This is a genomic window from Ancylobacter rudongensis, from assembly GCF_900100155.1.
GTDB lineage: Bacteria > Pseudomonadota > Alphaproteobacteria > Rhizobiales > Xanthobacteraceae > Ancylobacter > Ancylobacter rudongensis.
In genome coordinates, this window is record NZ_FMTP01000001.1 from 326131 (window position 1) to 348416 (window position 22286).

21 protein-coding genes are annotated in these 22286 nt (G+C 67.3%); 12 read left to right on the forward strand and 9 right to left on the reverse strand.

Annotated elements, in window-relative coordinates; translation table 11 throughout:
- Positions 1–155 precede the first annotated feature (155 nt).
- A complete protein-coding gene (locus tag BLO63_RS01520; RefSeq protein ID WP_244517547.1) occupies positions 156–1157 on the reverse strand; it encodes a tetratricopeptide repeat protein in 1002 nt (333 codons plus the stop codon).
- A gap of 285 nt (positions 1158–1442) precedes the next feature.
- Between BLO63_RS01520 and BLO63_RS01525 the strand changes: the two genes are divergently transcribed.
- From BLO63_RS01525 to BLO63_RS01540, 4 genes are all read left to right on the forward strand, one after another.
- Positions 1443–3779, forward strand: coding sequence for a TonB-dependent receptor (locus BLO63_RS01525; RefSeq protein ID WP_244517548.1), 2337 nt, complete (start codon positions 1443–1445; stop codon positions 3777–3779).
- Between the two features lie 83 nt (positions 3780–3862).
- On the forward strand, positions 3863–4546 hold the full coding sequence (locus BLO63_RS01530) for a Fe2+-dependent dioxygenase (protein WP_091436150.1): 684 nt from the start codon (positions 3863–3865) through the stop codon (positions 4544–4546).
- A gap of 49 nt (positions 4547–4595) precedes the next feature.
- On the forward strand, positions 4596–4907 hold the full coding sequence (locus BLO63_RS01535; RefSeq protein ID WP_425284312.1) for a SemiSWEET family sugar transporter: 312 nt from the start codon (positions 4596–4598) through the stop codon (positions 4905–4907).
- 42 nt (positions 4908–4949) lie between these two features.
- On the forward strand, positions 4950–5306 hold the full coding sequence (locus tag BLO63_RS01540) for a DMT family protein (RefSeq protein ID WP_091436151.1): 357 nt from the start codon (positions 4950–4952) through the stop codon (positions 5304–5306).
- 3 nt (positions 5307–5309) lie between these two features.
- On the opposite strand, the gene BLO63_RS01545 is transcribed toward BLO63_RS01540, so the two are convergent.
- From BLO63_RS01545 to BLO63_RS01555, 3 genes are all read right to left on the reverse strand, one after another.
- Complete coding sequence (locus BLO63_RS01545; RefSeq protein WP_091437233.1) at positions 5310–6455, reverse strand: PQQ-dependent sugar dehydrogenase; 1146 nt, start codon at positions 6453–6455, stop codon at positions 5310–5312.
- Between the two features lie 195 nt (positions 6456–6650).
- On the reverse strand, positions 6651–7010 hold the full coding sequence (locus BLO63_RS01550; RefSeq protein WP_091436153.1) for a hypothetical protein: 360 nt from the start codon (positions 7008–7010) through the stop codon (positions 6651–6653).
- Between the two features lie 173 nt (positions 7011–7183).
- Entirely contained in the window at positions 7184–7825 is a 642-nt protein-coding gene (locus BLO63_RS01555) for a glutathione S-transferase family protein (RefSeq protein ID WP_091436155.1), read from the reverse strand.
- 144 nt (positions 7826–7969) lie between these two features.
- Here BLO63_RS01555 and BLO63_RS01560 point away from each other — a divergent pair, with 144 nt between their 5' ends.
- The 4 genes from BLO63_RS01560 (at position 7970) to BLO63_RS01575 (ending at position 11796) form a co-directional block, all read left to right on the forward strand.
- Positions 7970–9172, forward strand: coding sequence for a pyridoxal phosphate-dependent aminotransferase (locus BLO63_RS01560; RefSeq protein WP_091436157.1), 1203 nt, complete (start codon positions 7970–7972; stop codon positions 9170–9172).
- A 108-nt stretch (positions 9173–9280) separates the two neighbouring features.
- Positions 9281–9772, forward strand: a complete 492-nt coding sequence (locus BLO63_RS01565; protein WP_091436159.1) for a DUF992 domain-containing protein — start codon at positions 9281–9283, stop codon at positions 9770–9772.
- Positions 9773–9935: 163 nt separating this feature from the next.
- A complete protein-coding gene (msrP, locus tag BLO63_RS01570; RefSeq protein ID WP_091436161.1) occupies positions 9936–10934 on the forward strand; it encodes a protein-methionine-sulfoxide reductase catalytic subunit MsrP in 999 nt (332 codons plus the stop codon).
- 343 nt (positions 10935–11277) lie between these two features.
- Entirely contained in the window at positions 11278–11796 is a 519-nt protein-coding gene (locus BLO63_RS01575) for a DUF2380 domain-containing protein (protein WP_244517550.1), read from the forward strand.
- Positions 11797–11803: 7 nt separating this feature from the next.
- Here BLO63_RS01575 and BLO63_RS01580 read toward each other — a convergent pair whose 3' ends face one another.
- Both BLO63_RS01580 and trxB read right to left on the reverse strand, forming a co-directional pair.
- Positions 11804–12703 carry a LysR family transcriptional regulator gene (locus BLO63_RS01580; RefSeq protein ID WP_162841762.1) on the reverse strand — a complete coding sequence of 300 codons (900 nt, stop codon included), beginning with the start codon at positions 12701–12703 and terminating at the stop codon, positions 11804–11806.
- Between the two features lie 47 nt (positions 12704–12750).
- Entirely contained in the window at positions 12751–13731 is a 981-nt protein-coding gene (gene trxB, locus BLO63_RS01585) for a thioredoxin-disulfide reductase (protein WP_091436165.1), read from the reverse strand.
- 295 nt (positions 13732–14026) lie between these two features.
- On the opposite strand from trxB, the gene BLO63_RS01590 reads away from it, so the two are divergent.
- The 4 genes from BLO63_RS01590 to BLO63_RS01605 are packed head-to-tail and all read left to right on the forward strand — an operon-like array spanning position 14027 to position 17080.
- Positions 14027–14503, forward strand: coding sequence for an Lrp/AsnC family transcriptional regulator (locus BLO63_RS01590; protein WP_091436166.1), 477 nt, complete (start codon positions 14027–14029; stop codon positions 14501–14503).
- Positions 14500–15396: a glycosyltransferase family 8 protein gene (locus BLO63_RS01595; RefSeq protein WP_091436168.1), complete on the forward strand. Its 897-nt coding sequence runs from the start codon at positions 14500–14502 to the stop codon at positions 15394–15396. The genes BLO63_RS01590 and BLO63_RS01595 overlap by 4 nt, the downstream gene beginning before the upstream one ends.
- Before the next feature lie 2 nt (positions 15397–15398).
- Positions 15399–16037: a methyltransferase domain-containing protein gene (locus tag BLO63_RS01600; RefSeq protein ID WP_091436170.1), complete on the forward strand. Its 639-nt coding sequence runs from the start codon at positions 15399–15401 to the stop codon at positions 16035–16037.
- Positions 16034–17080: an ELM1/GtrOC1 family putative glycosyltransferase gene (locus tag BLO63_RS01605; protein WP_091436171.1), complete on the forward strand. Its 1047-nt coding sequence runs from the start codon at positions 16034–16036 to the stop codon at positions 17078–17080. The genes BLO63_RS01600 and BLO63_RS01605 overlap by 4 nt, the downstream gene beginning before the upstream one ends.
- Here BLO63_RS01605 and BLO63_RS01610 read toward each other — a convergent pair.
- The 3 genes from BLO63_RS01610 to carB all read right to left on the reverse strand — a co-directional run bounded on the left by BLO63_RS01610 (position 17077) and on the right by carB (position 22108).
- Positions 17077–18153: a glycosyltransferase family 4 protein gene (locus BLO63_RS01610; RefSeq protein ID WP_091436173.1), complete on the reverse strand. Its 1077-nt coding sequence runs from the start codon at positions 18151–18153 to the stop codon at positions 17077–17079. The genes BLO63_RS01605 and BLO63_RS01610 overlap by 4 nt on opposite strands.
- Before the next feature lie 19 nt (positions 18154–18172).
- Positions 18173–18646: a transcription elongation factor GreA gene (greA, locus tag BLO63_RS01615; protein WP_018387047.1), complete on the reverse strand. Its 474-nt coding sequence runs from the start codon at positions 18644–18646 to the stop codon at positions 18173–18175.
- 141 nt (positions 18647–18787) lie between these two features.
- Positions 18788–22108, reverse strand: coding sequence for a carbamoyl-phosphate synthase large subunit (carB, locus tag BLO63_RS01620; RefSeq protein ID WP_091436174.1), 3321 nt, complete (start codon positions 22106–22108; stop codon positions 18788–18790).
- Positions 22109–22286 lie beyond the last annotated feature (178 nt).

A 22286-nucleotide genomic window follows, 5' to 3' on the forward strand; every position in this document is an offset into this window, starting at 1 on the left:
TCCGCCCGGCGCCGACAGAACAAGGCGCGACTTCCGGCGATGGTTGCAGGCGGAGCCGTGGTCTAAGCTTGTAATGTATGAAGAATAATTGGAATGACCGTCGTAGCGGTAGCGAAATGCCTTTGCGCGGTTGCGGGGTAAGTTTGGCCGCGCGCCTATAACTTAACTGTGATCTGCCCGCGACGTGACGCTGGGCGACCTAAAAGCCGCCTGAGGCGGGAGATCACGGCGTGCGCTCCCTTCCGCGCGGGCGAGAAGCCGGTGGGGAAGGGGGCGCTCGCGACGCCACCATAAGCCGCCGGTCTCGCCTCCGCCTCGCGGGCGCGCCGGAAGGCGTGGGCCGCGCCCTCCGGGTCCGGCGTGCCGCCGAGCCCTTCCGCCCGCGCGCCGCCGAGCGCGCGCAGATCGGCGGGCGCCCCGCTCTGCGCGGCGCGCTCCAACGCCCGTAGAGCGAGGCGGCGCAGGGCCGGATCGAGGGCTTCCCGCAGGGCGGCCGCGACATGGCGGCAGAAGGCGGGCACGCCGCTCTCGATGCAGCGGGCGAACCAGGGTTCGGCAAGGTCGAGCCGGCCGCTGCGCTCCAGAAGGAGGCGGGCATAGTCGAACTGGCCGCGATAATCCCCGCCCTCGGCGCCCCGGCGATACCAGCGCAGCGCCGCTGCCGGTCGGGCCGGGCGTTCCCAGCCGAGTTCGAGCGAGCGGCCGATCATGGTGGCCGATTTCGCGGCGGCGTCCGTTTCGCCGCCACGGGCGGCGCGGACATACCAGTGCAGCGCCTGCATCCGGTCGGCGGCGAGGCCCCTTCCGTCGAGCAGCAGCGTGGCGAGATTGAACTGCGCCCAGCCATGGCCGCGCTCGGCGGCCTGCCGGTACAGCGCGGCGGCGCGGGCGGGGTCGACGGGCACGCCCCAGCCGAGCTCATGGCAGCGCCCGACCATGTTGATCCCGTCAGCGCTGCCGGCGGCGGCGGCGAGCTGGAACCAGCGCAGCCCGGCTGCCGGGTCCCGCGCAACGCCGTGGCCGTCCACCAGCATCTGCCCCCAGGCGATCTGGGCGTTGACGATCCCGGCCAGCGCCGCCGCTTCCACCCAGCGGGCGGCGGCGGCGGGGTTCTCACTGATGCGCGCGCGCAACAGTTCGGGGCCGATTTGTGTCAACTCTGTGAAGGAAATCCAGCCGTGCCCCATCCCGCCCTGCCGCTTTGCGCGCCGCCGCGGTGTCGCGTCCGGGCGCCGTCAGCGCTTAATATCCTTATGGCGCCTAATCTCAAGGCCAATCATCGGCAGGTTTCGGCTATCTCTTTCAGTTTTTAATAATTAAAAACAATAGTTTTGAATCACTATACTCTCTCTATGTTGGAATACGTAAAAAACATAGCGTTTGAAGACGTTAAGATTCGTGGATATTAGGCAAAACGAAGACACATTAGGGGCTGCCATTTAATGAAGACGTTGAGATCGCTGCGCGATACTTCTCACAATACCGCCTGGACGGCTGGCCTTGCGGTGACGCTGTCGACGCTGCCGCTGTTCTCCGCGCAGGCGCAGCAAGCCGCCGCCCCCGCCCCGGAGGAGGAGCTGCCGACCGTCACCGTCGAGGGCGAGAACTCGCCGGACAACACGCTTGAGGGCACGACCGGCATTTCGCGCCTGCCCGGCCGGATCCAGGACATTCCCCAGGTCGTGCAGGTGATCAACCAGCAGACCATGCAGCAGCAGGGTGTCACCACGCTGGAGCAGGCGCTGCGCAACGTGCCCGGCGTCACCGTCGGCATCGGCGAGGGCGGCGGTGGCATGAATGGCGACCAGTTCCGCATCCGCGGCTTCCAGTCCAAGGGCGATGTCTACATTAACGGCCTGCGCGACTTCGGCGTCTATGTCCGCGACAGCTTCGCCTATGAGAGCGTCGAGGTGCTCAAGGGCCCGTCTTCCGAGAGCTTCGGTGCCGGCACCACGGGCGGCGTCATCAACTCGACGCTGAAGCAGGCCCACATCGGCGACAAGTATGATTTCGAGGGCCAGTTCGGCACCGGGCCGCTCTATCGCGGCGTGTTCGACATCAACAAGCAGCTCAGCGACACGTCCGCCTTCCGCATCGTCGGCATGGTGAACGAGCAGGACGTGGCCGACCGCGACCATGTCGAATCCAACCGCTACGGGCTGATGGCCGATCTCGGCTTCGGCCTGGGCACCGACCAGACCCTGCACCTCAACTATCTCTACCAGAACGGCTCGCGCACCCCCGATTACGGCGTGCCGATCGTGACGCCGGGCTACAGCGACGTCGCCCGCTTCGGAAGTATCGGCAAGCCGGTGACGGAATGGGGCGTGCCGCGCACCAATTTCTACGGCAAGGTGACGGACCACGACGACACCGAAGCCAACATGTTCACCGCCAACTACAAGCGCGAGGTGAATGACTGGCTGACCATCACCAATGATTCCCGCGTCGGCTACTACACCCGCGACTTCGCCACCTCGGTGCCGGGCTGCAGCGCGACCACGTCAGGCATGAGCGGCGAGGCGGGCTATGAGGCCAGCTGCACCGGCCAGTTCTTCGACGGCGGCAATCCGGCGATCAGCTTCGGTGGCGGCAATCCCGGCTTCGACCAGACCAGCTGGTCGGGCCAGAACGTCACCACCGCCATCGCCACGTTCAACACCGGCTTCCTGCGCCACGAAGTGGTGGCCGGCCTCGACATGTACTTCGTCAATGACGAGCGCACGCTGATCTCGGTGAACGGGTCGAAGGGCACCTCGACGATCTGGAATCCGGTCTACGCCAACACGACCGGCTATTTCCTCTACCCGAACCCGCTCGGCAACAATGGCCAGCGTGAATCGACGGTGACCGATTTCGGCGCGTTCGTCAGCGACCGCATCTGGCTCACCGACCAGCTCTCGATCCTGGGCGGCATCCGCTACGACAGCTATTCGGCCGATTACAGCGTCTGGTGCGTCGATCCCAACGGCACCAGCACGACCTGCAAGAACAGCAAAGGCGAATGGGTGAACGCCCAGAGCACCACCCAGTTCTCCAGCCCCAAGGCCAGCATCATCTGGGAGCCGAGCGCCAACCAGACCTACTACGCCTCCTGGGCACGCTCCTACTCGCCGCAGGGCATGTTCCCGACCAACGACATCACCGTGGTCAACCCGACGCAGAACAACCTTCAGCCGGAAGAGAACGAGACCTACGAGATCGGCTTCAAGGTCTCGACCCCCGACGGGCGCCTCGGCTTCACCGGCTCGCTGTTCCGGGTCGACAAGAGCAACGCCTACTATGTCGATCCCATCACCCTGGACACGGTGGAGACCGGCGAGAACCAGCGAGTGCAGGGCGTCGAGCTGAGCGTCACCGGCAATATCACCCGCGCCTGGGTGATCCAGGCCGGCTATGCCTATTATAACAGCGAGATCCAGACCTCGACCACTGCCGACTATGTCGGCAACGAGGTGCCGTTCGTCTCGGAGAACAACTTCACCCTGTGGACCACCTATGAGCTGACCAAGGATGTGCTGACCCAGATCCCGGGCAAGCTTCTGGTCGGCGGCGGCATCACCTATGCCAGCGAGTACTACACCAACAGCGCCAACACCGCGATCATCCCGCAGACCTTCTCGCTCGATGCGCTGGTGTCCTATGAATACGAGAATTACCGGATCGCGCTGAACGCCTACAACCTGACCGACGAGCTGAACTACGCCGCCGGCTGGGGCAACCGCGCCGTGCCGTCGGCCGGGCGGACCTTCACCCTGACCGTCGGGGCGACCTTCTGACCCCGCGCTCCTGACCTGACCGTCTCACCTCGGGGGGAAGCCGCGCGCCGGCTTCCCCCTCTTTTCGTTGAACGGACCAATCGATGCTGATCCAGATCCCCGACATCCTCACCCCGGACGAAGTCGCCCATTGCCGGCGCGTGCTGGAGGCCTCGCCATGGGTCGACGGGCGCGTCACCGCCGGCCAGCAGGCGGCGCTGGGCAAGCTCAACCTGCAGATCCCGGTGGAGTCGAAAGAGGCGCAGGAACTGGGCGACATCGTGCTCAGGGCGCTGGGGCGCAACCCGATGTTCAATTCCGCTGTCATGCCGCTGCGCGTGCTGCCGCCCATGTTCAACCGCTACGATGTGGGCATGAAGTTCGGCGCCCATGTCGATGGCTCGATCCGCGCCATTCCCGGCACCGGCATGCGGATGCGGGCGGATGTCTCCACCACGATCTTCCTCACCGAGCCGGACGAATATGATGGCGGCGAGCTGGTCATCGAGGACACCTATGGCACCCATGAGGTGAAGCTGCCGGCGGGCCATGCGGTGGTCTATCCCGCCTCCAGCCTGCACAGCGTCAACGAGATCACCCGCGGCCGCCGCTGGGGCTCGTTCTTCTGGTCGCAGTCGATGATCAAGGACCAGGAGCGGCGCACCATGCTCTATGACCTCGACCGCGCCATCATGGGCACGCGGACCCGGCTGCCGGACGACGACCCCTCGGTGCTGTCGCTGGCCAATGTCTATCACAATTTGCTGCGCCACTGGGCCGAACTCTAGGCGCGCGGCGACACCCCCGGCGCCAGTCGATTGACAGGAACCGGCCGGCGTGAGAACCGCGCCCGGCGGCATGGCGCCGCGCGAGGCGGATGCGATGGTCGGTTCCTCCCTTTCCACCGAACTGATCGGCGGCGTCGCGGCGCTGCTCACCACGCTGTGCTGGCTGCCGCAGGCGCTGAAGATCCTGCGCACGCGCGAGACCCGCGACCTCTCGCTCCTCGCCTATCTGGCCTTCGCGGCCGGTGTCGCGCTCTGGCTGGTTTATGGCGTGCTGATCGGCTCGATTCCGGTCATCATGGCCAATGCCGTGACCCTCGTCCTGCTGGCCGGCATCCTGTCGCTCAAGCTACGCTATGGCTGAGCGGGGGAGGGGCGTTCTTCACCTCAATCGACGGAACCGCGCATGTTCGGCTTCATCCCCCCGGCGTTGACGCCGATCCTGCTTCTCGTTGCCTCCAACATCTTCATGACCTTCGCCTGGTACGGGCACCTCAAACACAAATCGAGCCCGCTCCTTCTCGCCATTGTGGTGAGCTGGGGCATCGCCTTCTTCGAGTACTGCCTCGCCGTGCCGGCCAACCGCTATGGCTCCGCCACCTATTCGACGGTGGAGCTGAAGACCATACAGGAGGTCATCACCCTGGTGGTGTTCGCCGGCTTCTCGGTGCTCTGGCTGAAGGAGCCGTTCCACTGGAACCACCTGATCGGCTTCGCCTTCATCGCGCTCGGCGCGTTCTTCATCTTCCAGAAGTGGTCATGACCCTTAATCGGCCGGCGCGAGGCGCAGCAGGCGGCCATTCGAGGGGTCGTCGGTCAGCAGCCACAGCGCGCCGTCCGGGCCCTGGCGCACATCGCGGATGCGCTCACCGAGATCGGCGAGGAGGATTTCCTCCTCGGCGACGACCGTGCGCGCGGGGTCCAGCTTCAGGCGCACCAGCCGGGTGCCGGCGAGGCCGCCGGTGAACAGGTCGCCCTTCCATTGCGGCATCAGCGTGCCGGTGTAGAACGCCAGGCCCGACGGTGCGAAGGAGGGGTCCCAGTACTTCACCGGCTGTTCCATACCGGCCTTTTCCGTGCCTTCGCCGATCTTGGCGCCGGAATAGTCGCGGCCATAGGTGATGACCGGCCAGCCATAATTCTTGCCCGCTTCCGGCCGGTTCAGCTCGTCGCCGCCGCGCGCGCCATGCTCGATGGTCCACAAACGCCCGGTGGCCGGATCGAGCGTCGCGCCCTGCACATTGCGGTGGCCAATGCTCCAGATTTCCGGCCGGGCGCCGTTGCGGTCGCGGAAGGGATTATCGGCCGGCACGCTGCCATCGGGAGCGATGCGGATCACCTTGCCGATATGATTGGTGAGGTTCTGCGCCTGGTCGCGCAGCGAGGCGCGGTCGCCCAGCGTGACGAACAATGTGCCGTCGCGGGCGAAGACGAGCCGCGAGCCGAAATGATTGCCGCCGCTGGCTGCCGGCGACTGGCGGAAGATCACCTCGACATTGTCCAGCCGGGCATCGCCGTTCTGCTCCACCAGCCGGCCCCGCGCCACCGAGGTGCCGGCGGCGCCTTCGCGCGGCTCGGCATAGGTAAGAAAGATGAGCCGGCTATCGGCAAAGTCAGGCGCCAGCGCCACATCGAGCAGCCCGCCCTGTCCGCGCGCCAGCACGGGGGGAACGCCGGCCACCGGCGCCGAAACGGTGCCGCTCCGGCTGACGATCCGCAACTGGCCGGGCCGCTCGGTCACGAGCATCCGGCCATCGGGCAGGAAGGCGAGGCCCCAGGGGCTGCGCAGTCCTGTGGCGACGGTCTCGACGCTCAGCGGGCCGATGGAGGAGGGCGTCTCGACCGGCTCGCCGGGCGCCGACTGCGCGGCGGCGGGGGCGGCCGGGAGACCTGCCGCGAGCAGGAGGGCCATCAGCCAGGCCGCAGGGCGGGCGAGCGGACGGGGCGGGGCGGGCAGATGGCGGCTCACGGCGGCGCTCCGAGATTCGGTTGCGAGCCGTATGGTTAGACGACCCGGTCCGGCACGCCAACCGCCGCCGCTTGCACGATGCCGTTAGGGAAGAGGGCGCTGCGGAAAAGCGCTGCGGCGCCGGCAGATTCGCGGCGCTCAGTCGCGGCGCTGGCGGCTGCCGCGCGGCTCGCTGGCGCTCAGCGCGCCTGACGTCTGCAGGGTGCTGCGCAGCATGAAGGTAGTGAGTCCGCACAGGCCGACAAAGGCCGCCAGCAGAACGGCGCCGATGGCGAGGCGTTCTTCAGAGGCCGCACCGTGGACAACCTCAAAGGCCGAGGCCCGCTGCAGGCCGAACAGGCACAGCACGGCGACGATGGCGACGGTCAGCGACAGCACGACGCCCGCTTCCATCGCGGCGCGGCGCAGCCGCCGGCCGGCGGTGTGGCGGGTTGCAAGAACATCGCCAGCGCGGGGCGCGGCGACAAATGTCCGGTTCGGCATGGTCTTGTCCGGCATGGCGAAACCCCTTCGGTCCGTCCGGGATGGTGCCCCTTTGGATGACGGTAACTTGGGAGGGGAAGGCGGCTCCGCGTGGACGCCACTTTGCGCAACCCGGTGCCATTTCGAGGCCATTTCGCGGCAACGGGTTAAGGCGCGTTAACCAAGGTTAAGGCGCGGCAGCCCTGGGCTCAGGCGCTGTCGGCTCGAGGCGCGGCGTCCTCGGGGCGCCAGTCCATGCCGACATGGCCGGGCTGCGCCGCCACCCGCTCCAGCCAGGCCCGCACGGCCGGGAAGGTGGCGAGATCGAAATCACCCTCCTGCGCCACATGGGTGTGGGCGTAGAGGGCGAGGTCGGCGATGCTCAGCGTGCCGTCGACCACGAAGGGCCGGCGCGCCAGATGCCGCTCCATCACGCCGAGCGCGGCATAGCCTTCCTCCATCCAGCGATCGATGTCGTGGGTGCGCAGATCGCGCCCGCCGCGCACCAGCTTGAGCCAGAAACGCGCCAGGCCGATGGAGGAATCGACGCTGTGCTGCTCGAAGAACATCCAGCGCAGCGTCTCCGCCCGGCCCAGCGGATCGTTGGGCAGCAGGGGGGTGCCGTCGGCGAGATAGAACAGGATGGCGTTGGATTCGGGCAGATAGCGCCCGCCCGGCAGTTCCAGCAGCGGCACCCGGCCTTCCGGGTTCTTCATCAGGAAATCCGGGGTGCGGTTCTCCCCGCGCAGCAGGTCGACATCGAGAAGCTGGAAGGGAAGGCCGAGCCGGGCGAGCAGCAGCCGCACCTTGTAGGAGTTGCCGGAGCTTTGCATGGCATAGATCTTGAGCATGCAACAAACTCCGGCAGAACGGTCTGGATCGCGGCCGCGTCAGGAAAACGCGGCCTCGTGCCGCCCGCAGGTAGGGAATCGCTTGCCGGGGCGCAAGGGCTCGACTAGTTGTCGCGCGCAAAACCCTCAAGGGAGAAACCGGCCATGAGCCTGATATCCGCCGCCCTGAAGCGCATCAATCCCTCCCAGACCATCGCCATTTCCAACAAGGCGCGGGAGCTGAAAGCGGCGGGGCGTGACGTGATCGCGCTCGCGGCCGGTGAGCCCGACTTCGAGACGCCGGACAACATCAAGGAAGCCGCGATCAAGGCGATCCGCGACGGCCAGACCCGCTACACTGCGGTAGACGGCATTCCCGAGCTGAAGGCGGCCATCGTTGCCAAGTTCAAGCGCGAGAACGGCCTCACCTACAAGCCGAGCCAGGTCACGGTCGGCACCGGCGGCAAGCAGGTGCTGTTCAACGCACTGGTCGCCACCGTCGATGCCGGCGACGAGGTCATCATCCCGGCGCCGTATTGGGTCAGCTATCCCGATATCGTGCAGTTCTGCGGCGGCACGCCGGTGCCGGTGGAGACGAAGCTTGAGGACAATTTCAAGCTGAAGCCGGAGATGCTGGAAGCGGCGATCACGCCCAAGACCAAGTGGCTGATCTTCAACTCGCCGTCCAACCCGACCGGCTCGGCCTATTCGCGCGACGAGATGAAGGCGCTCACCGACGTGCTGGTGAAGCACCCTCATGTCTGGATTCTGACCGACGACATGTATGAGCACCTGGTCTATGACGACTTCGAGTTCGTCACCCCGGCGCAGGTCGAGCCCGCGCTCTATGACCGCACGCTGACCATGAACGGCGTCTCCAAGGCCTATTGCATGACCGGCTGGCGCATCGGCTACGCCGCCGGGCCGGAGGCGCTGATCAAGGCCATCGGCACGCTGCAGTCGCAGTCGACCTCCAACCCCAACTCCATCGCCCAGTGGGCGGCGGTCGAGGCGTTGAACGGGCCGCAGGACTTCATCGTCGCCAACAACAAGGTGTTCAAGGAGCGCCGCGACCTCGTGGTCTCGATGCTCAACCAGGCTTCGGGCCTCACCTGCCCGAAGCCGGAAGGCGCGTTCTATGTGTACCCGTCCTGCGCCGGACTGATCGGCAAGACGACGCCGGCCGGCAAGGTTATCGACAATGACGAGACCTTCGCCTCTGAGCTTCTCGAGGCCGAGGGTGTCGCGGTGGTGCATGGCTCGGCCTTCGGCCTCGGCCCGGCCTTCCGCATCTCCTACGCCACCTCGACCAAGGACCTGGAAGAGGCGTGCCTGCGAATCCAGCGCTTCTGCGGCTCGCTCCGCTGAGGTAGAATGATATTGACCGGCCGGGAGACGCGCCCCGGCCGGCAAGCGCCACAAGGCGGGGGCGCCGGTTCCCGTGAGCCGGCCGCGCGTCGTCATCAGGAGATTTGAATGTTCCGTTCCGTTCTGTCGCGCGGGCTGCTCGCCTCCGCGCTTGTCGCCGGCGCCGCCACGCTCGCCGTGGCACCCGCCTCGGCCCAGACCAAGCGGGTTGAAGTCGGCTCGCTCGCCTGCGCCGGCTCCAAGTCGGTGAGCTTCATCATCGGCTCCAAGCGCACGCTCGACTGCACCTTCACCACCGCCCGCGGCAAGAAGTTCGCCTATGAGGGCTCGATCCGTCGCTGGGGTCTCGATCTCGGCGTCACCGGCCGCAACGTCCTGCTGTGGACCGTGCTGGCCCCCTCCAAGGGCGTGCGCTCGAGCGATCTCGACGGCACCTATGTCGGCGTGTCCGGCAGCGTCGCGCTTGGCGTCGGCGTGGCTGGCAACGTGCTGGTCGGCGGTTCCAACAAGACCATCGCCCTGCAGCCGCTCAGCGTCGAAGGCCAGACGGGCGTGAATGTCGCCCTCGGCGTCGGCGATCTGCGCCTCGTCTCCAAGTGAGCTGACGGGCGTGAGCTGACGGCGTCCGCGCGCCCATGCGTGTAGCGAAAGCCCGGCGGCACCCCGCCGGGCTTTTTTGCTTTTGCACGAGAAGTTGAAACGGCGGGTGAAATAAACGGCCCCGTCCGGGCGTACTCTCCTTGCCATCCATGAGGAGCCTGCCATGCCGATACGCCGTCGCCGGTCCTGGGAACTGCCCGAGAGCGCGGTCACACCCGAAGCCACCTATCTCTCCCGCCGCAATCTGCTCGGCGCCGGTGTGGGCCTGCTGGGCGTCGCCGGCTTGTCCGCCGCGCTCTCCCCCTTCGCCGATGCCGCACCCGCGGTGGGCGACCCGGCCAATGACCCGACCAAGGATCTCTATCCCGCGAAGAAGAACCCCGCCTTCACGGCGGGCGACCGGCCGATCACGCCGGAGGAGATTTCCGGCAACTACAATAATTTCTACGAGTTCGGCTCCGAGCGCTCCGCCTACCAGATCGCCGATGTGGCGGCGCGCATGCCGCGCCGTCCGTGGACGGTGAAGATCGACGGGCTGGTCGAGCAGCCGCGCGAGGTCGGCATCGACGACCTCATCCGCGCCATGTCGCTGGAAGAGCGCATCTACCGTCACCGCTGCGTCGAGGCGTGGTCGATGACGGTGCCGTGGACCGGCTTCCCGGTGAAGGACCTTGTCGCCTATGCCAAGCCGCTCTCGGGCGCCAAATATGTACGCTTCGAGACCTTCATGAATCCGGAGGTTGCCCTCGGCCAGCGGCGCTTCATCTACCCCTGGCCCTATATCGATGGGCTCAGCATGGCCGAGGCGAACAACGACCTCGCCTTCCTCGTGACCGGCATCTACGGCAAGCCGGCGCCCAACCAGTTCGGCGCGCCGCTGCGCCTGGCCGTGCCGTGGAAGTACGGCTTCAAGTCGGTGAAGTCGATCGTCCGCATTTCCTTCGTGGCGGAGCGGCCGGTGGGGCTGTGGGAGCAGGTGCAGGGCCGGGAATACGGCTTCTGGGCCAATGTGAACCCTGAGGTGCCGCATGCCCGCTGGAGCCAGGCGACCGAGCGCGACATCGGCACCGGCGAGCGGCGACCGACGCTGATCTATAACGGCTATGGCGAGGAGGTGGCCGGTCTCTACAAGGGCCTCGCGGGCGAGAAGCTGTTCATGTAAGGCGTGCGGCGCGCCGTCCACGGCACGGAAAAAAGGCCGGGTCCCAAAAGGGCCCGGCCTTAAGTTTTCGCTGCCGAGGCAGCGAACCTTCCAGAGGGGAACAGCCGAAACGCGAGGCGCCTCGGTGTCTGATGTCCATATGCTCACATCGCGGGCACTCTGCAATAATGTATGCCTGCATAGCAGGCATGCGTAATTGCATCGGGCGTTTCGCATGCTTGTCATGCCTGCGAATTGGGCGCTTAGATTACCTCCGCGTCGTCGCGCGTGCATGGTGAAGTCGAGGGAAACGCGCGTCATCGCTGCGATGCTGCGCCAGCGCAGCCCCAATGGAGGACACGTCATGCCCGCCCTTAGCGCCGCCACCCGCCGCCGTGTCCCTGTTCTGCTCGCGGTCCTGATCGCGCTGGCGCCCGCCGGAGCGGCGCGTGCGGCCGAGCCGGCCCGGGTCGCCGTGGCCGATATCGGCTTCACCGATTCGTCCGGCGAGGCGCGCGACCAGCGCAGCCAGCATGAGGCGCGGCGGCTGGCGCTCTCCAGCGAGGTGCGGACGGATATTGGCCGCGAGGGGGCGTTGCAGAGCCTTGCTCTGTCCTGCGACGGCGCCTGCCGGCTGGATGCGGAAGGGGTCGAGGCGCTGCGCCAGCGGGCGCAGGCGGAAGACGCGGGCTTCCTGCTGGTGGGCAGCGTGCACAAGATGAGCACGCTGGTGCTGTCGATGCGGGTGGCGGTGCTCGATGCCGCGACCGGCAAGCTGGTGTTCGAGCGGCTCCTCAGCTTTCGCGGCGACAATGACGAGGGCTGGCGCCATGCCGGCGCCTATGTCGCCCGCGAGGTGGCCGAGCAGCTGCCGCCTCGCTGAGCCCCGCTCAGAAGCTCCAGCGCTGGGCCTTGGCGACGAGGAAGTCGCGGAACACCTGGATGCGCGCCACGGAGCGCATTTCCTGCGGGTAGACGAAATAGGCTTCCAGCGTCGGCGTGGTGCGCTCGGGGAAAAGCTGCACCAGCGTGGCGGAATCCTCCAGCAGATAGTCGGGCACGATGCCGATGCCGACGCCGCGCTCCACCGCGCGCTTGAGGCCGAGCACATTGTTGACCGACAGCGAGGGCACCCGGCCTTCCTGGTCGTCCTCCAGCCCGGCGCGCTCCAGCCAGTTCAGCCCCTGGAAATAGGAGGGGATCGGCCCGCCGAGCAGAATGATGCGGTGCTTGTCCTTGTCGAGCTCGTCGAGCGAGCGCGGATGGCCGTTGCGCTTGAGATATTCGGCCGAGGCGAAGGCGTGGAAATGCACCGTGAACAGCTTGCGCTGGATCAGGTCCGGCTGCACCGGCTGGCGCAGGCGGATGGCGACATCCGCCTCGCGCATGGCGAGGTCGAGCTCGTCATCGGTGAGGATGAGGGTGATGCGGATGTCGGGATAGAGTTCGAGGAACTCGCCGATCCGCGCGGTCAGCCAATGCGTGCCGAGGCCCATGGTGGTGGTGACGCGCAACTCGCCATTCGGCTTCTCGCGCGAATCCGTCAGCTTGGCCCGCGCCGCTTCCAGCTTCATGAACACTTCATGCGCGGTGCGGTAGAGTAGGTCGCCCTGCTCGGTCAGGATCAGCCCGCGCGCATGGCGGTGGAACAGCGGGATGTTGAGTTCCTGCTCCAGCGCCGACACCTGCCGGCTGACCGCCGATTGCGACAGTCCGAGCGCCTCGCCCGCATGGGTGAAGGATCCCGCCTCCGCCGCGACGTGGAACACTTTCAGCTTGTCCCAGTCCATGTCGCGGGCGCGATTGGCCTTGTTATCCATTCGGCGAGGGCCCTCGTTCATTCGGCGGCTTGCGCGAGCGGCTCGCGCACCGCGAGAAAGCGCTCGACTTCGAGCGCCGCCATGCAACCCATGCCGGCGGCCGTGACCGCCTGGCGGAAAATATCGTCGGCGACATCACCGGCGGCGAACACGCCTTCCACCGAGGTCTGGGTGGAATGCGGCGCCGTCCAGACATAGCCGCTGGGCTTGAGCTTGAGCTGGCCCTGGACCAGATCGGTCGCCGGGGCGTGGCCGATGGCGATGAACACGCCATCCGCCGGGCGCTCGGAAAGCGCGCCGGTGACGACGTCCTTCAGCACCACGCCCGTCACCTTGGGCGGCTCATGCTGGCCCTTCACCTCGTCGAGCGCGGCGTTCCACACCACCTCCACCTTGGGATGGGCGAACAGGCGCTCCTGTAGGATTTTCTCGGCGCGGAAGCTGTCGCGCCGGTGCACGACCGTGACCTTGGAGGCGAAATTGGTGAGGAACAGCGCCTCCTCGACCGCGGTGTTGCCGCCGCCGATCACCATGACCTCCTTGCCGCGGTAGAAGAAGCCGTCGCAGGTGGCGCAGGCGGAAACGCCGTGGCCGCGATAGGCCTGCTCGGAGTCGAGGTCGAGCCAGCGCGCCTGGGCGCCGGTGGCGAGGATGATGGTCTCGGCGAGCCACACCGTGCCGGAATCGGTCTCGGCGCGGAACGGACGGGAGGAAAGGTCGAGCCGCGTCACCATGTCGTTGACGATGCGGGTGCCCATCTTTTCCGCCTGCGCCTGCATCTGCTCCATCAGCCACGGGCCCTGGATCGGATCGGCGAAGCCGGGATAGTTCTCGACATCGGTGGTGATGGTCAGCTGCCCGCCGGGCTGGATGCCTTGGATCAGCACCGGCTCCAGCATGGCCCGCGCGGCATAGACGGCGGCGGTATAGCCGGCCGGGCCCGAGCCGATGATGAGGACCTTGACGTGGTTGGCCGGGCTGGCGGAGGGGGCCGACATGGCAGGCTCACTGTGTTGTGGCGAACGATTCGCTGGACGGGTCGATCAGGTGGACGATCAGGCTTGGAGACTCTCCCGGGGCCGGCGCCTGCGCGCGCTGCAAAGGCCGCCCCTGCAGCCATGCGAAAATGTAGGGGCTGACCTGGGCAACCGCAAGGCAGGGGCCTTCTATCCATTAGTTTTCCAGAAGGAAGATTGCGCGAGGCTCGCGCGCAAGATAATTGCTCTCGCGGCCGCCGCACTCCTCGCGCCGCCGCAGGCGCGCCGCCCCGGCCGCCGGAAACGGAGACCCCGCTTGGTTCGCCGCATCGACGCGATCGACTGGAACATTCTGCGCGAGCTGCAGGGCGATGGCCGCATCACCAATGTGGAGCTGTCGCAGCGTGTCGGTATTTCCGCCCCGCCCTGCCTGCGCCGCGTGCGCGCGCTGGAAGAGGAAGGGATCATCAAGGGCTACCGGGCGCTTCTCGACGAGAAGAAGCTCGGCTTCGACCTAATGGCCTTCGCCATGGTGCACCTGATCAGCCAGGCCGAGGGCGACCTTTCCGCCTTCGCCGCGCAGGTGGAGCGCTGGCCGCTGGTGCGCGCCTGCTGGATGCTCTCGGGCGAGACCGACTTCATCCTGCTCTGCGTCGCCCCGGACCTGCGGACCTTCCAGAACTTCGTGCTGGAACTGACCGGCGCGCCCAATGTGCGCAATGTGAAGACCGCGCTGACCCTCCAGCAGTCCAAGGATGCGGCGGTGGTGCCGATGGAAGGGGAAACCCGGTGATCGTCGCCACCGCGACCGACACCGCCTATGTCGAGCTGACCGGGGTGATGCTCGCCTCGCTCGCCGACAAGGCCGGCGGCAGCTTCGACCAGGTCTGCGTGTTCTGCGACCGGGTCTCGGAAGAGGACAAGGCGCGGCTCGCCGCCGCCTATGGCCTCGGCAATATCGACTTTGTCGACATGAGCGACGACATGGTCCGCCACTTCGCCGCGCGGCCGGTCAACCACCACCTCTCGCGCACGGCCTATGCCCGCATCCTCATGCCGCTGAGCCTGTCGCAGGCAACGGGGCGGCTGCTCTACATCGATTGCGACACGCTGGTGAATGCCTCGCTGGCCCCGCTGGCCACCCTGCCGATGCAGGGCTTCGCGCTGGCGGCGGTGGACGACATCGCCCATCAGGTGCCCGAGCGCCATGCCAAGCGCAACCGCGACATCGGCCTGCCGGATGCCATGCGCTATTTCAACAGCGGCGTGCTGCTGATCGACCTGGAGACCTGGCGCGCGCAGCGGCTGACCGAGCGGACGCTCGATTTCATCGCCTCGCGGCCGAGCCTGCCGATGATGGACCAGGACGCGCTCAACGGCGCCCTGCAAGGCGAGTGGCTGCCGCTCGACGAGAGCTGGAACCTGCACCGCCGGCTGGAGAAGGGCGTCTACACCGACGATCCCGCGATCTGGCAGCAGGCCCGCATCATCCACTTCATCGGCCAGGTGAAGCCCAACTACACCGACTGCAACCACCCCGCGCGCGACCTTTTCCTTGCCTATCGCGCGCGCACGCCCTTCGCCAATGTGCCGCTGAAGACGCGGCTCGGCCGCAAGGTGGAGAAGCGGGCGCGCAAGCTGCGGCGGTTCTTCGGCAAGCTCAAGCGACGCCTTTTCGGAGCCTAGGAATGGCACACAGCCTTGTCGACGAATATGCGAAGCTGCATGCGCGGCACCGCTACGGCGCCACGGCGCGCCACGCGCTGGCCGACATGCTGCCGCACATCCTGGCGCTGAAGCCGGCCTCGCTGATCGATTTCGGCTGCGGCCAGAGCAATCTCGCCTTCCTCATCGCCGCCAAGGCCGGGATCCCCGAGATCCACCGCTACGATCCGGCCATCCCCGCCATTTCCACCCTGCCGAACAAGCGGGTGGAACTGGCGGTGAATGTCGACGTGATGGAGCACATTCCGGACGAGGAGATCGACGCGGTGCTGGCCTCCATCGCCGCCGCAGCCGCGCAGGCGCTGTTCGTCATCGACATCGGCCCGGCGAAGATGCTGCTCTCCGACGGGCGCAACGCCCATGTCTCGCAGCATGGCGCGGACTGGTGGCTGGCGCGGCTGAAGCCGCATTTCCCCACCATCCGCGAAATGCCGATCCACCGCCGCGCCCGCGTCGCCTTCAAGACCTGGGATGGCGAGGTGAGGGGGCTCACCGGTCTTGCGGTGCGGGCGCGCGAGCGCATCATCTACCGCACCCAGAAGCTGACCCGCTCGGCGCATCGCAAGCTGTTCGGGGCGACGCCGCGCGGAGCCGCCCGGTGAAACTGCTGGTCCTGCGCGACAAGAAGCCGGGCCATTTCAACCAGGCGGAGGGCGTCGCGCTGGCGGTAGGCCGTCTCGCCGCCACCGAGGTGGCGCGGCTCGATATCCGCCCGACCTGGTTCGCCCATGACGATGTGCGCAAGATTGTCATGCGCCGCTATGGCCGCGACGCGCGCTATTGGCTGAAGGCGATGTACGCCATCGCGGCGGAGAGCCTCGACACGCCTGATGTCATCATCGGCTCGGGGCGGCCGACCATCGCGGCGGGCATCCTGCTCAGCCGGTTCTTCGGCGGCGTGCCCTTTCTCTATTCCGGCGGCATCGGCGGCTATGACACGCGCGAGGTGAGCCTGATGATCGTCGCCTCGCCGCGCGCGGCCGGCAATCCGCGCTCGGCCTGGGCACCGATCCCCTCCATCGTCGATCCCGCTGACTACCCGGCGCCGCGCCGCCTCTCGACGCCTGCCGATCTGCGCGGGGCCGAGATCGCGCTGCTGGTCGGCGGCACCGCCTATCGCAAGGAATGGCCGGCGAACGAATGGGACGCGCTGGTCGCGCTCATTCGCGCGGTGGCGAAGGAGCATGGCGTGCGCTGGCGGGTGACGACCTCGCGCCGCACGCCGGACGCGGTCGGAGCGCGCCTCGCGCAGCTGGCGGGCGAGGGGGTGCTGGCCGAGTTCATCGACTACCGCAATGCCGGGCCGGGCTCGGTGCGGGCGCTGTTCGGCGCCGATGCGGTGGTGGTGACGGAAGATTCGATGAGCATGCTGGTCGAGGGGCTGACGGCCAAGCGTCCCGTCATCGGCCTGCGCTCGGCCAAGGTGCATGATGGCTATGCCAGCGAGGCGATCTCCGCCTGGGCGGCGAAGAGCTGGGCCGCGCCCTCCTTCGCGCCGAGCCTCGCCATCCTGCCGCTGGGCACGGTGACGGCGGCGCAGTTTTCGCGCACGCTGGTCACGCTGGAGCCGCCGACGCTGGATGTGCGCGGCGAGATCGCCCGCCTCGTCGCCCCGGTGCTGGGGCTTGAAGCGCCAGCGATCTAGGCCGCCGCCCAGACCTGCTCGTACACCGCGTTGATCTTCTCGGCCTCGGTCGCGATCGAATGGCTGTCGACGGCATGGCGCCGCGCCGCGTCGGCCATGCTTGCGCGGGCGGCCTCGTCCCGCTGCACGAAGGCCGTCACCGCCGCCGCCATCGCCGCGACGTCGCCGGGCGGGATGATGGCGCCGGTGGTCCCCTCCACCACCAGTTCCTCGAAGGCGCCGACCTTCGTCGCCACCACCGGCACGGCGCAGGCCATCGCTTCCAGCGGGGTGACGCCGAAGCCTTCCCAGCGCTGGGGAGCGACATAGAGGTCGAGCGCGCGGTACCACAGCGCGATGTCGGAGGTCGCGACCTCGCCGGGGAAGAGGATGCGGTCGGCAAGGCCGGCCTTCTCCACCTTGGCGCGCTGGTCGGCGAAGAAGGCGGTGTGCGCGCCGGTGGCCCGCCCCAGCACCACGGCGCCCCAGCCAGGATGGTCGGGAAGCACGCGGATCAGCGCATCCACGAACACGTCGGTGCCCTTCTGGGCGCGGATGCGGCCGAAGCAGCCGATCATATGCAGGTCGTCCGGCAGGCCCACCGCGCGCCGCGCCGCCGCCTTGTCGGGCGCCGGGGCGAAGCTGTCCATGTCGATGCCGTGATGGATGACGGTGGAGGGGCGCTGCAGATAGCCCGCGGTCTTCTCCGACGTCGCGATCACCGCGTCCATGCGGGAGATGAGGAAGCGGCTCCAGCGGGTGTGCCAGCGCTGCGAGGCAGAAGTGAAGACGAGGCTGAGCTTCATCCGCAGCACATCGCGCAGCACCACGCCGGCGAGCATCTCGACATTGCGGCGGGCATGCCAGATGCGGGTGGGGCGGCGGGCCGGCCGGCGCCAGAAATGTCGAAGCTGCGCCACGCTGATGCGCGGCACGCTGTCCGCCAGGCCGGGCCCGAAGGCGGCGATACCGAGGGTGCGCGCCTGAAAGGGCAGGACGCGCTCCAGCGTCGAGGTGACACCGGAGAGGCGGCGCTTGAAATTCGGCGCCACGACTTCGAGCCGTGCCGGATCGATCGCCGCCTTCTCCGTCATGTCGGGTCTGCGTCCGTCGTCAGGCGAAGCGGACGGCGGCGATCTCGTAGGAGCGGGCGCCCTTGGGCGTCACCACTTCCACCGACGTGCCGAGCTTCTTGCCGATCAGCGCGCGCGCCATGGGCGAGGAGATCGAGATCCGCCCCGCCTTGGCGTCGGCTTCCATGTCGCCGACGATCTGCCAGACGCGCTCTTCCTCAGTGTCCTCGTCGATCAGCTTGACCGTGGCGCCGAACATCACGGTGTCGCCGGTCAGCTTGGCGACGTCGATGATCTCGGCGCGGGACAATTTGTCCTCAAGCTCGGCGATGCGGCCCTCGTTCAGCGCCTGCTGTTCCTTGGCGGCGTGGTACTCGGCATTCTCCGACAGGTCGCCATGGGCGCGCGCTTCCGAGATCGCCTCGATGATGCGCGGACGCTCGACCTGCTGGCGGCGCTTGAGTTCTTCTTCCAGCGCGGCGTGGCCGCCGGCGGTCATCGGAATCTTTTCCATTGGTCTGTTCTTGACCTCCCAAAAGCAAACGAAGCCCCCGCGGGCGGTCGATCAGGCCCATGAGCCACGATCGAACCACCCGCGCGGGCTTAGACGTTGTCCGGCACCTAACGCCGCGAGGCGCCGTCAGGTTCGGCCGGTCTAGAAATAGTCCTGCAGGGCCCGCACTTCCAGGTCGCCGCCGATATAGGCCTTGATCCCGCGCGCCGCTGCAATCGCTCCAGACAGCGTGGTGTAGTACGGCACTTTATGCAAGAGGGCGGAGCGGCGCAGCGAACGCGAGTCCGCGAGCGCCTGGGCGCCCTCGGTGGTGTTGAAGACGAGCTGGACCTCGCCATTCTTGATCGCGTCGACAATGTGCGGGCGGCCTTCCAGCACCTTGTTGATCTTGGCGCTGGGCACGCCGTTCTCCACCAGGAAGCGCTGGGTGCCCGAGGTGGCGATCACCTTGAAGCCGAGCGAGACAAGAAGCCGCGCCGCGTCGAGGATGCGGGACTTGTCGCCGTCGCGCACCGAGATGAACACCGTGCCCGAGGTCGGCACCTTGGTGCCGCCGCCGAGCTGGCTCTTGGCGAAGGCGACGGCGAAGGACTTGTCGAGACCCATCACCTCGCCGGTGGAGCGCATCTCCGGGCCGAGCACCGTGTCGACGCCGGGGAAGCGGGCGAAGGGGAACACCGCCTCCTTCACCGCCACATGGTCGCCGGCAAAGGGCTTCAGGTTGAACGAGGCCAGCGCCTCGCCGGCCATGATGCGGGCGGCGATCTTGGCGATCGGCTGGCCCACCACCTTGGCGACGAAGGGCACGGTGCGGGAGGCGCGCGGATTGACCTCCAGCACGAAGATCTTGCCGTCCTTGATCGCGTACTGGACGTTCATCAGACCGCCGACGCCGAGCGCCAGCGCCATCTTGCGGGTCTGCGCCTCCAGCTCGGCGATCATTTCCGGCGACAGCGAGTAGGGCGGCAGCGAGCAGGCCGAGTCGCCGGAATGGATGCCGGCTTCCTCGATATGCTCCATGATGCCGCAGACGAAGGTGTCGGTGCCGTCGGCGAGGCAGTCGACGTCGACCTCGATGGCGTCCGAGAGATAGCGGTCGAACAGCAGCGGGTTCTTGCCCAGCAGCGTGTTGATCTGCCCGGTCTTGTCGTTGGGGTAGCGGGCCTTGATGTCGTTCGGCACCAGCCCCGGCAGCGTCTCCAGCAGGTAGTCGCCGAGCTGGCTCTCCTCATGGATGATCTGCATCGCCCGCCCGCCCAGCACATAGGAGGGGCGCACGACGAGGGGGTAGCCGAGCTCGGCCGTCACCAGTCGGGCCTGCTCCACCGAATAGGCGATGCCGTTGGCCGGCTGGCGCAGCTTCAGTTTGTCGAGCAGGCTCTTGAAGCGGTCGCGGTCCTCGGCGAGGTCGATCGCGTCCGGCGAGGTGCCCAGAATTGGGATGTCCGCTTCTTCCAGCGCGCGGGCGAGCTTCAGCGGGGTCTGGCCGCCGAACTGCACGATGACACCGTGCAGCGTGCCATTGGAGCGCTCGCGCTCCAGAATCTCGATCACGTCCTCGGCGGTCAGCGGCTCGAAATAGAGCCGGTCGGAGGTGTCGTAGTCGGTCGACACGGTCTCCGGGTTGCAGTTGACCATGATGGTTTCATAACCGGCATCCTTCAGCGCGAAGGCGGCGTGGCAGCAGCAATAGTCGAACTCAATGCCCTGGCCGATGCGGTTGGGGCCGCCGCCGAGGATGACCACCTTCTTGGCGTCGGTCGGGCGCGATTCGTCGGCCGGGACGCCGGCGAAGGGCATCTCGTAGGACGAGTACATATAGGCGGTGGGGGCGGCGAACTCGGCGGCGCAGGTGTCGATGCGCTTGTAAACCGGGCGCACGTCCAGCGCGCGGCGGCGGGCGGACACTTCTGCCTCGGAGAGCCGGGCGAGGCCGGCGAGGCGCGAATCGGAGAAGCCCATCGCCTTCAGGCGCCGGAAGGCGCCCGCCGTCGTCGGCAGGCCATGGGCGCGCACCTTGGCCTCGGTGTCGACGATCTCGCGGATCTGTTCGAGGAACCACGGGTCGATCTTGCAGCCGGCATGGATGGCCTCGTCGTCGAGGCCGAGGCGCATCGCCTGCGCCACCTTGAGCAGCCGGTCCGGCGTCGGGGTGCCGAGCGCGGCGCGCACGGCGTTCTTGTCGTCGCCGAGGCCCAGCCCCTCGATCTCGATCTCGTCGAGGCCGGTAAGGCCGGTCTCCAGCGAGCGCAGCGCCTTCTGCAGCGATTCCTGGAAGGTGCGGCCAATGGCCATCGCCTCGCCGACCGACTTCATCGAAGTGGTCAGCGTCGGCTCGGCGCCGGGGAACTTCTCGAAGGCGAAGCGCGGAATCTTGGTGACGACATAGTCGATGGTCGGCTCGAACGAGGCCGGGGTGGCGCCGCCGGTAATGTCGTTGGCGATCTCGTCCAGCGTGTAGCCGACCGCCAAGCGCGCCGCGACCTTGGCGATGGGGAAGCCCGTCGCCTTGGAGGCCAGCGCCGAGGAGCGCGAGACGCGCGGGTTCATCTCGATGACGATCATCCGGCCCGTTTCCGGGTCGATCGCGAACTGGACGTTGGAACCGCCGGTCTCGACGCCGATCTCGCGCAGCACGGCGAGCGAGGCGTCGCGCATGCGCTGATATTCCTTGTCGGTCAGCGTCAGCGCCGGGGCGACGGTGATGGAATCGCCGGTATGGACGCCCATCGGGTCGATGTTCTCGATCGAGCAGACGATGATGCAGTTGTCCGCCTTGTCGCGGACGACCTCCATCTCATACTCCTTCCAGCCCAGCACGCTCTCTTCCACCAGCACTTCATTGGTGGGGGAGGCGTCGATGCCGCGCTCGATGATCTCGATATATTCAGACTTGTTGTAGGCGATGCCGCCGCCGAGCCCGCCCATGGTGAAGCTCGGGCGGATGATGGCCGGCAGGCCGACCTCTTCAAGCGCTTCCAGCGCCTGCGGCAGGGTCTTGATCTGGCGCGAGCGCGGCGTGTCGAGGCCGATCTTGGTCATCGCGTCGCGGAACAGCTCGCGGTCCTCAGCCTTGTCGATCGCCTCGGCGGTGGCGCCGATCATCTCGACGTCGAATTCGTCCAGCACGCCCATCTTGCGCAGCGACAGCGCGCAGTTGAGCGCGGTCTGGCCGCCCATGGTCGGCAGCAGGGCGAAGCCGCCGGGGATCGCGTGGCGTTCCTTGGCGATGATCTTGGCGACGATTTCCGGGGTGATCGGCTCGATATAGGTGGCGTCGGCCAGGTCCGGGTCGGTCATGATCGTCGCCGGATTGGAATTGACCAGCACGACCCGATAGCCCTCGGCCTTCAGCGTCTTGCACGCCTGGGTGCCGGAGTAATCGAACTCGCAGGCCTGCCCGATGACGATCGGGCCGGCGCCGATGATGAGGATGGTGGAGATATCTGTGCGTTTCGGCATCGGATCCCGTGCGGCTCGCGCATTGGTCCGGGCGCACAAAAAAGGACGCGCTGTGCGACGCGTCCTTGGGCGGACCCGGATTGAACTTTCTGGGCGAGGTCACGCCCCGCAATTGGGGGCTTCCCTTAACGCAGATTCCCTCGGCAGGGAAGGGCAGGCGCACCGCTAAGCCCTGCAC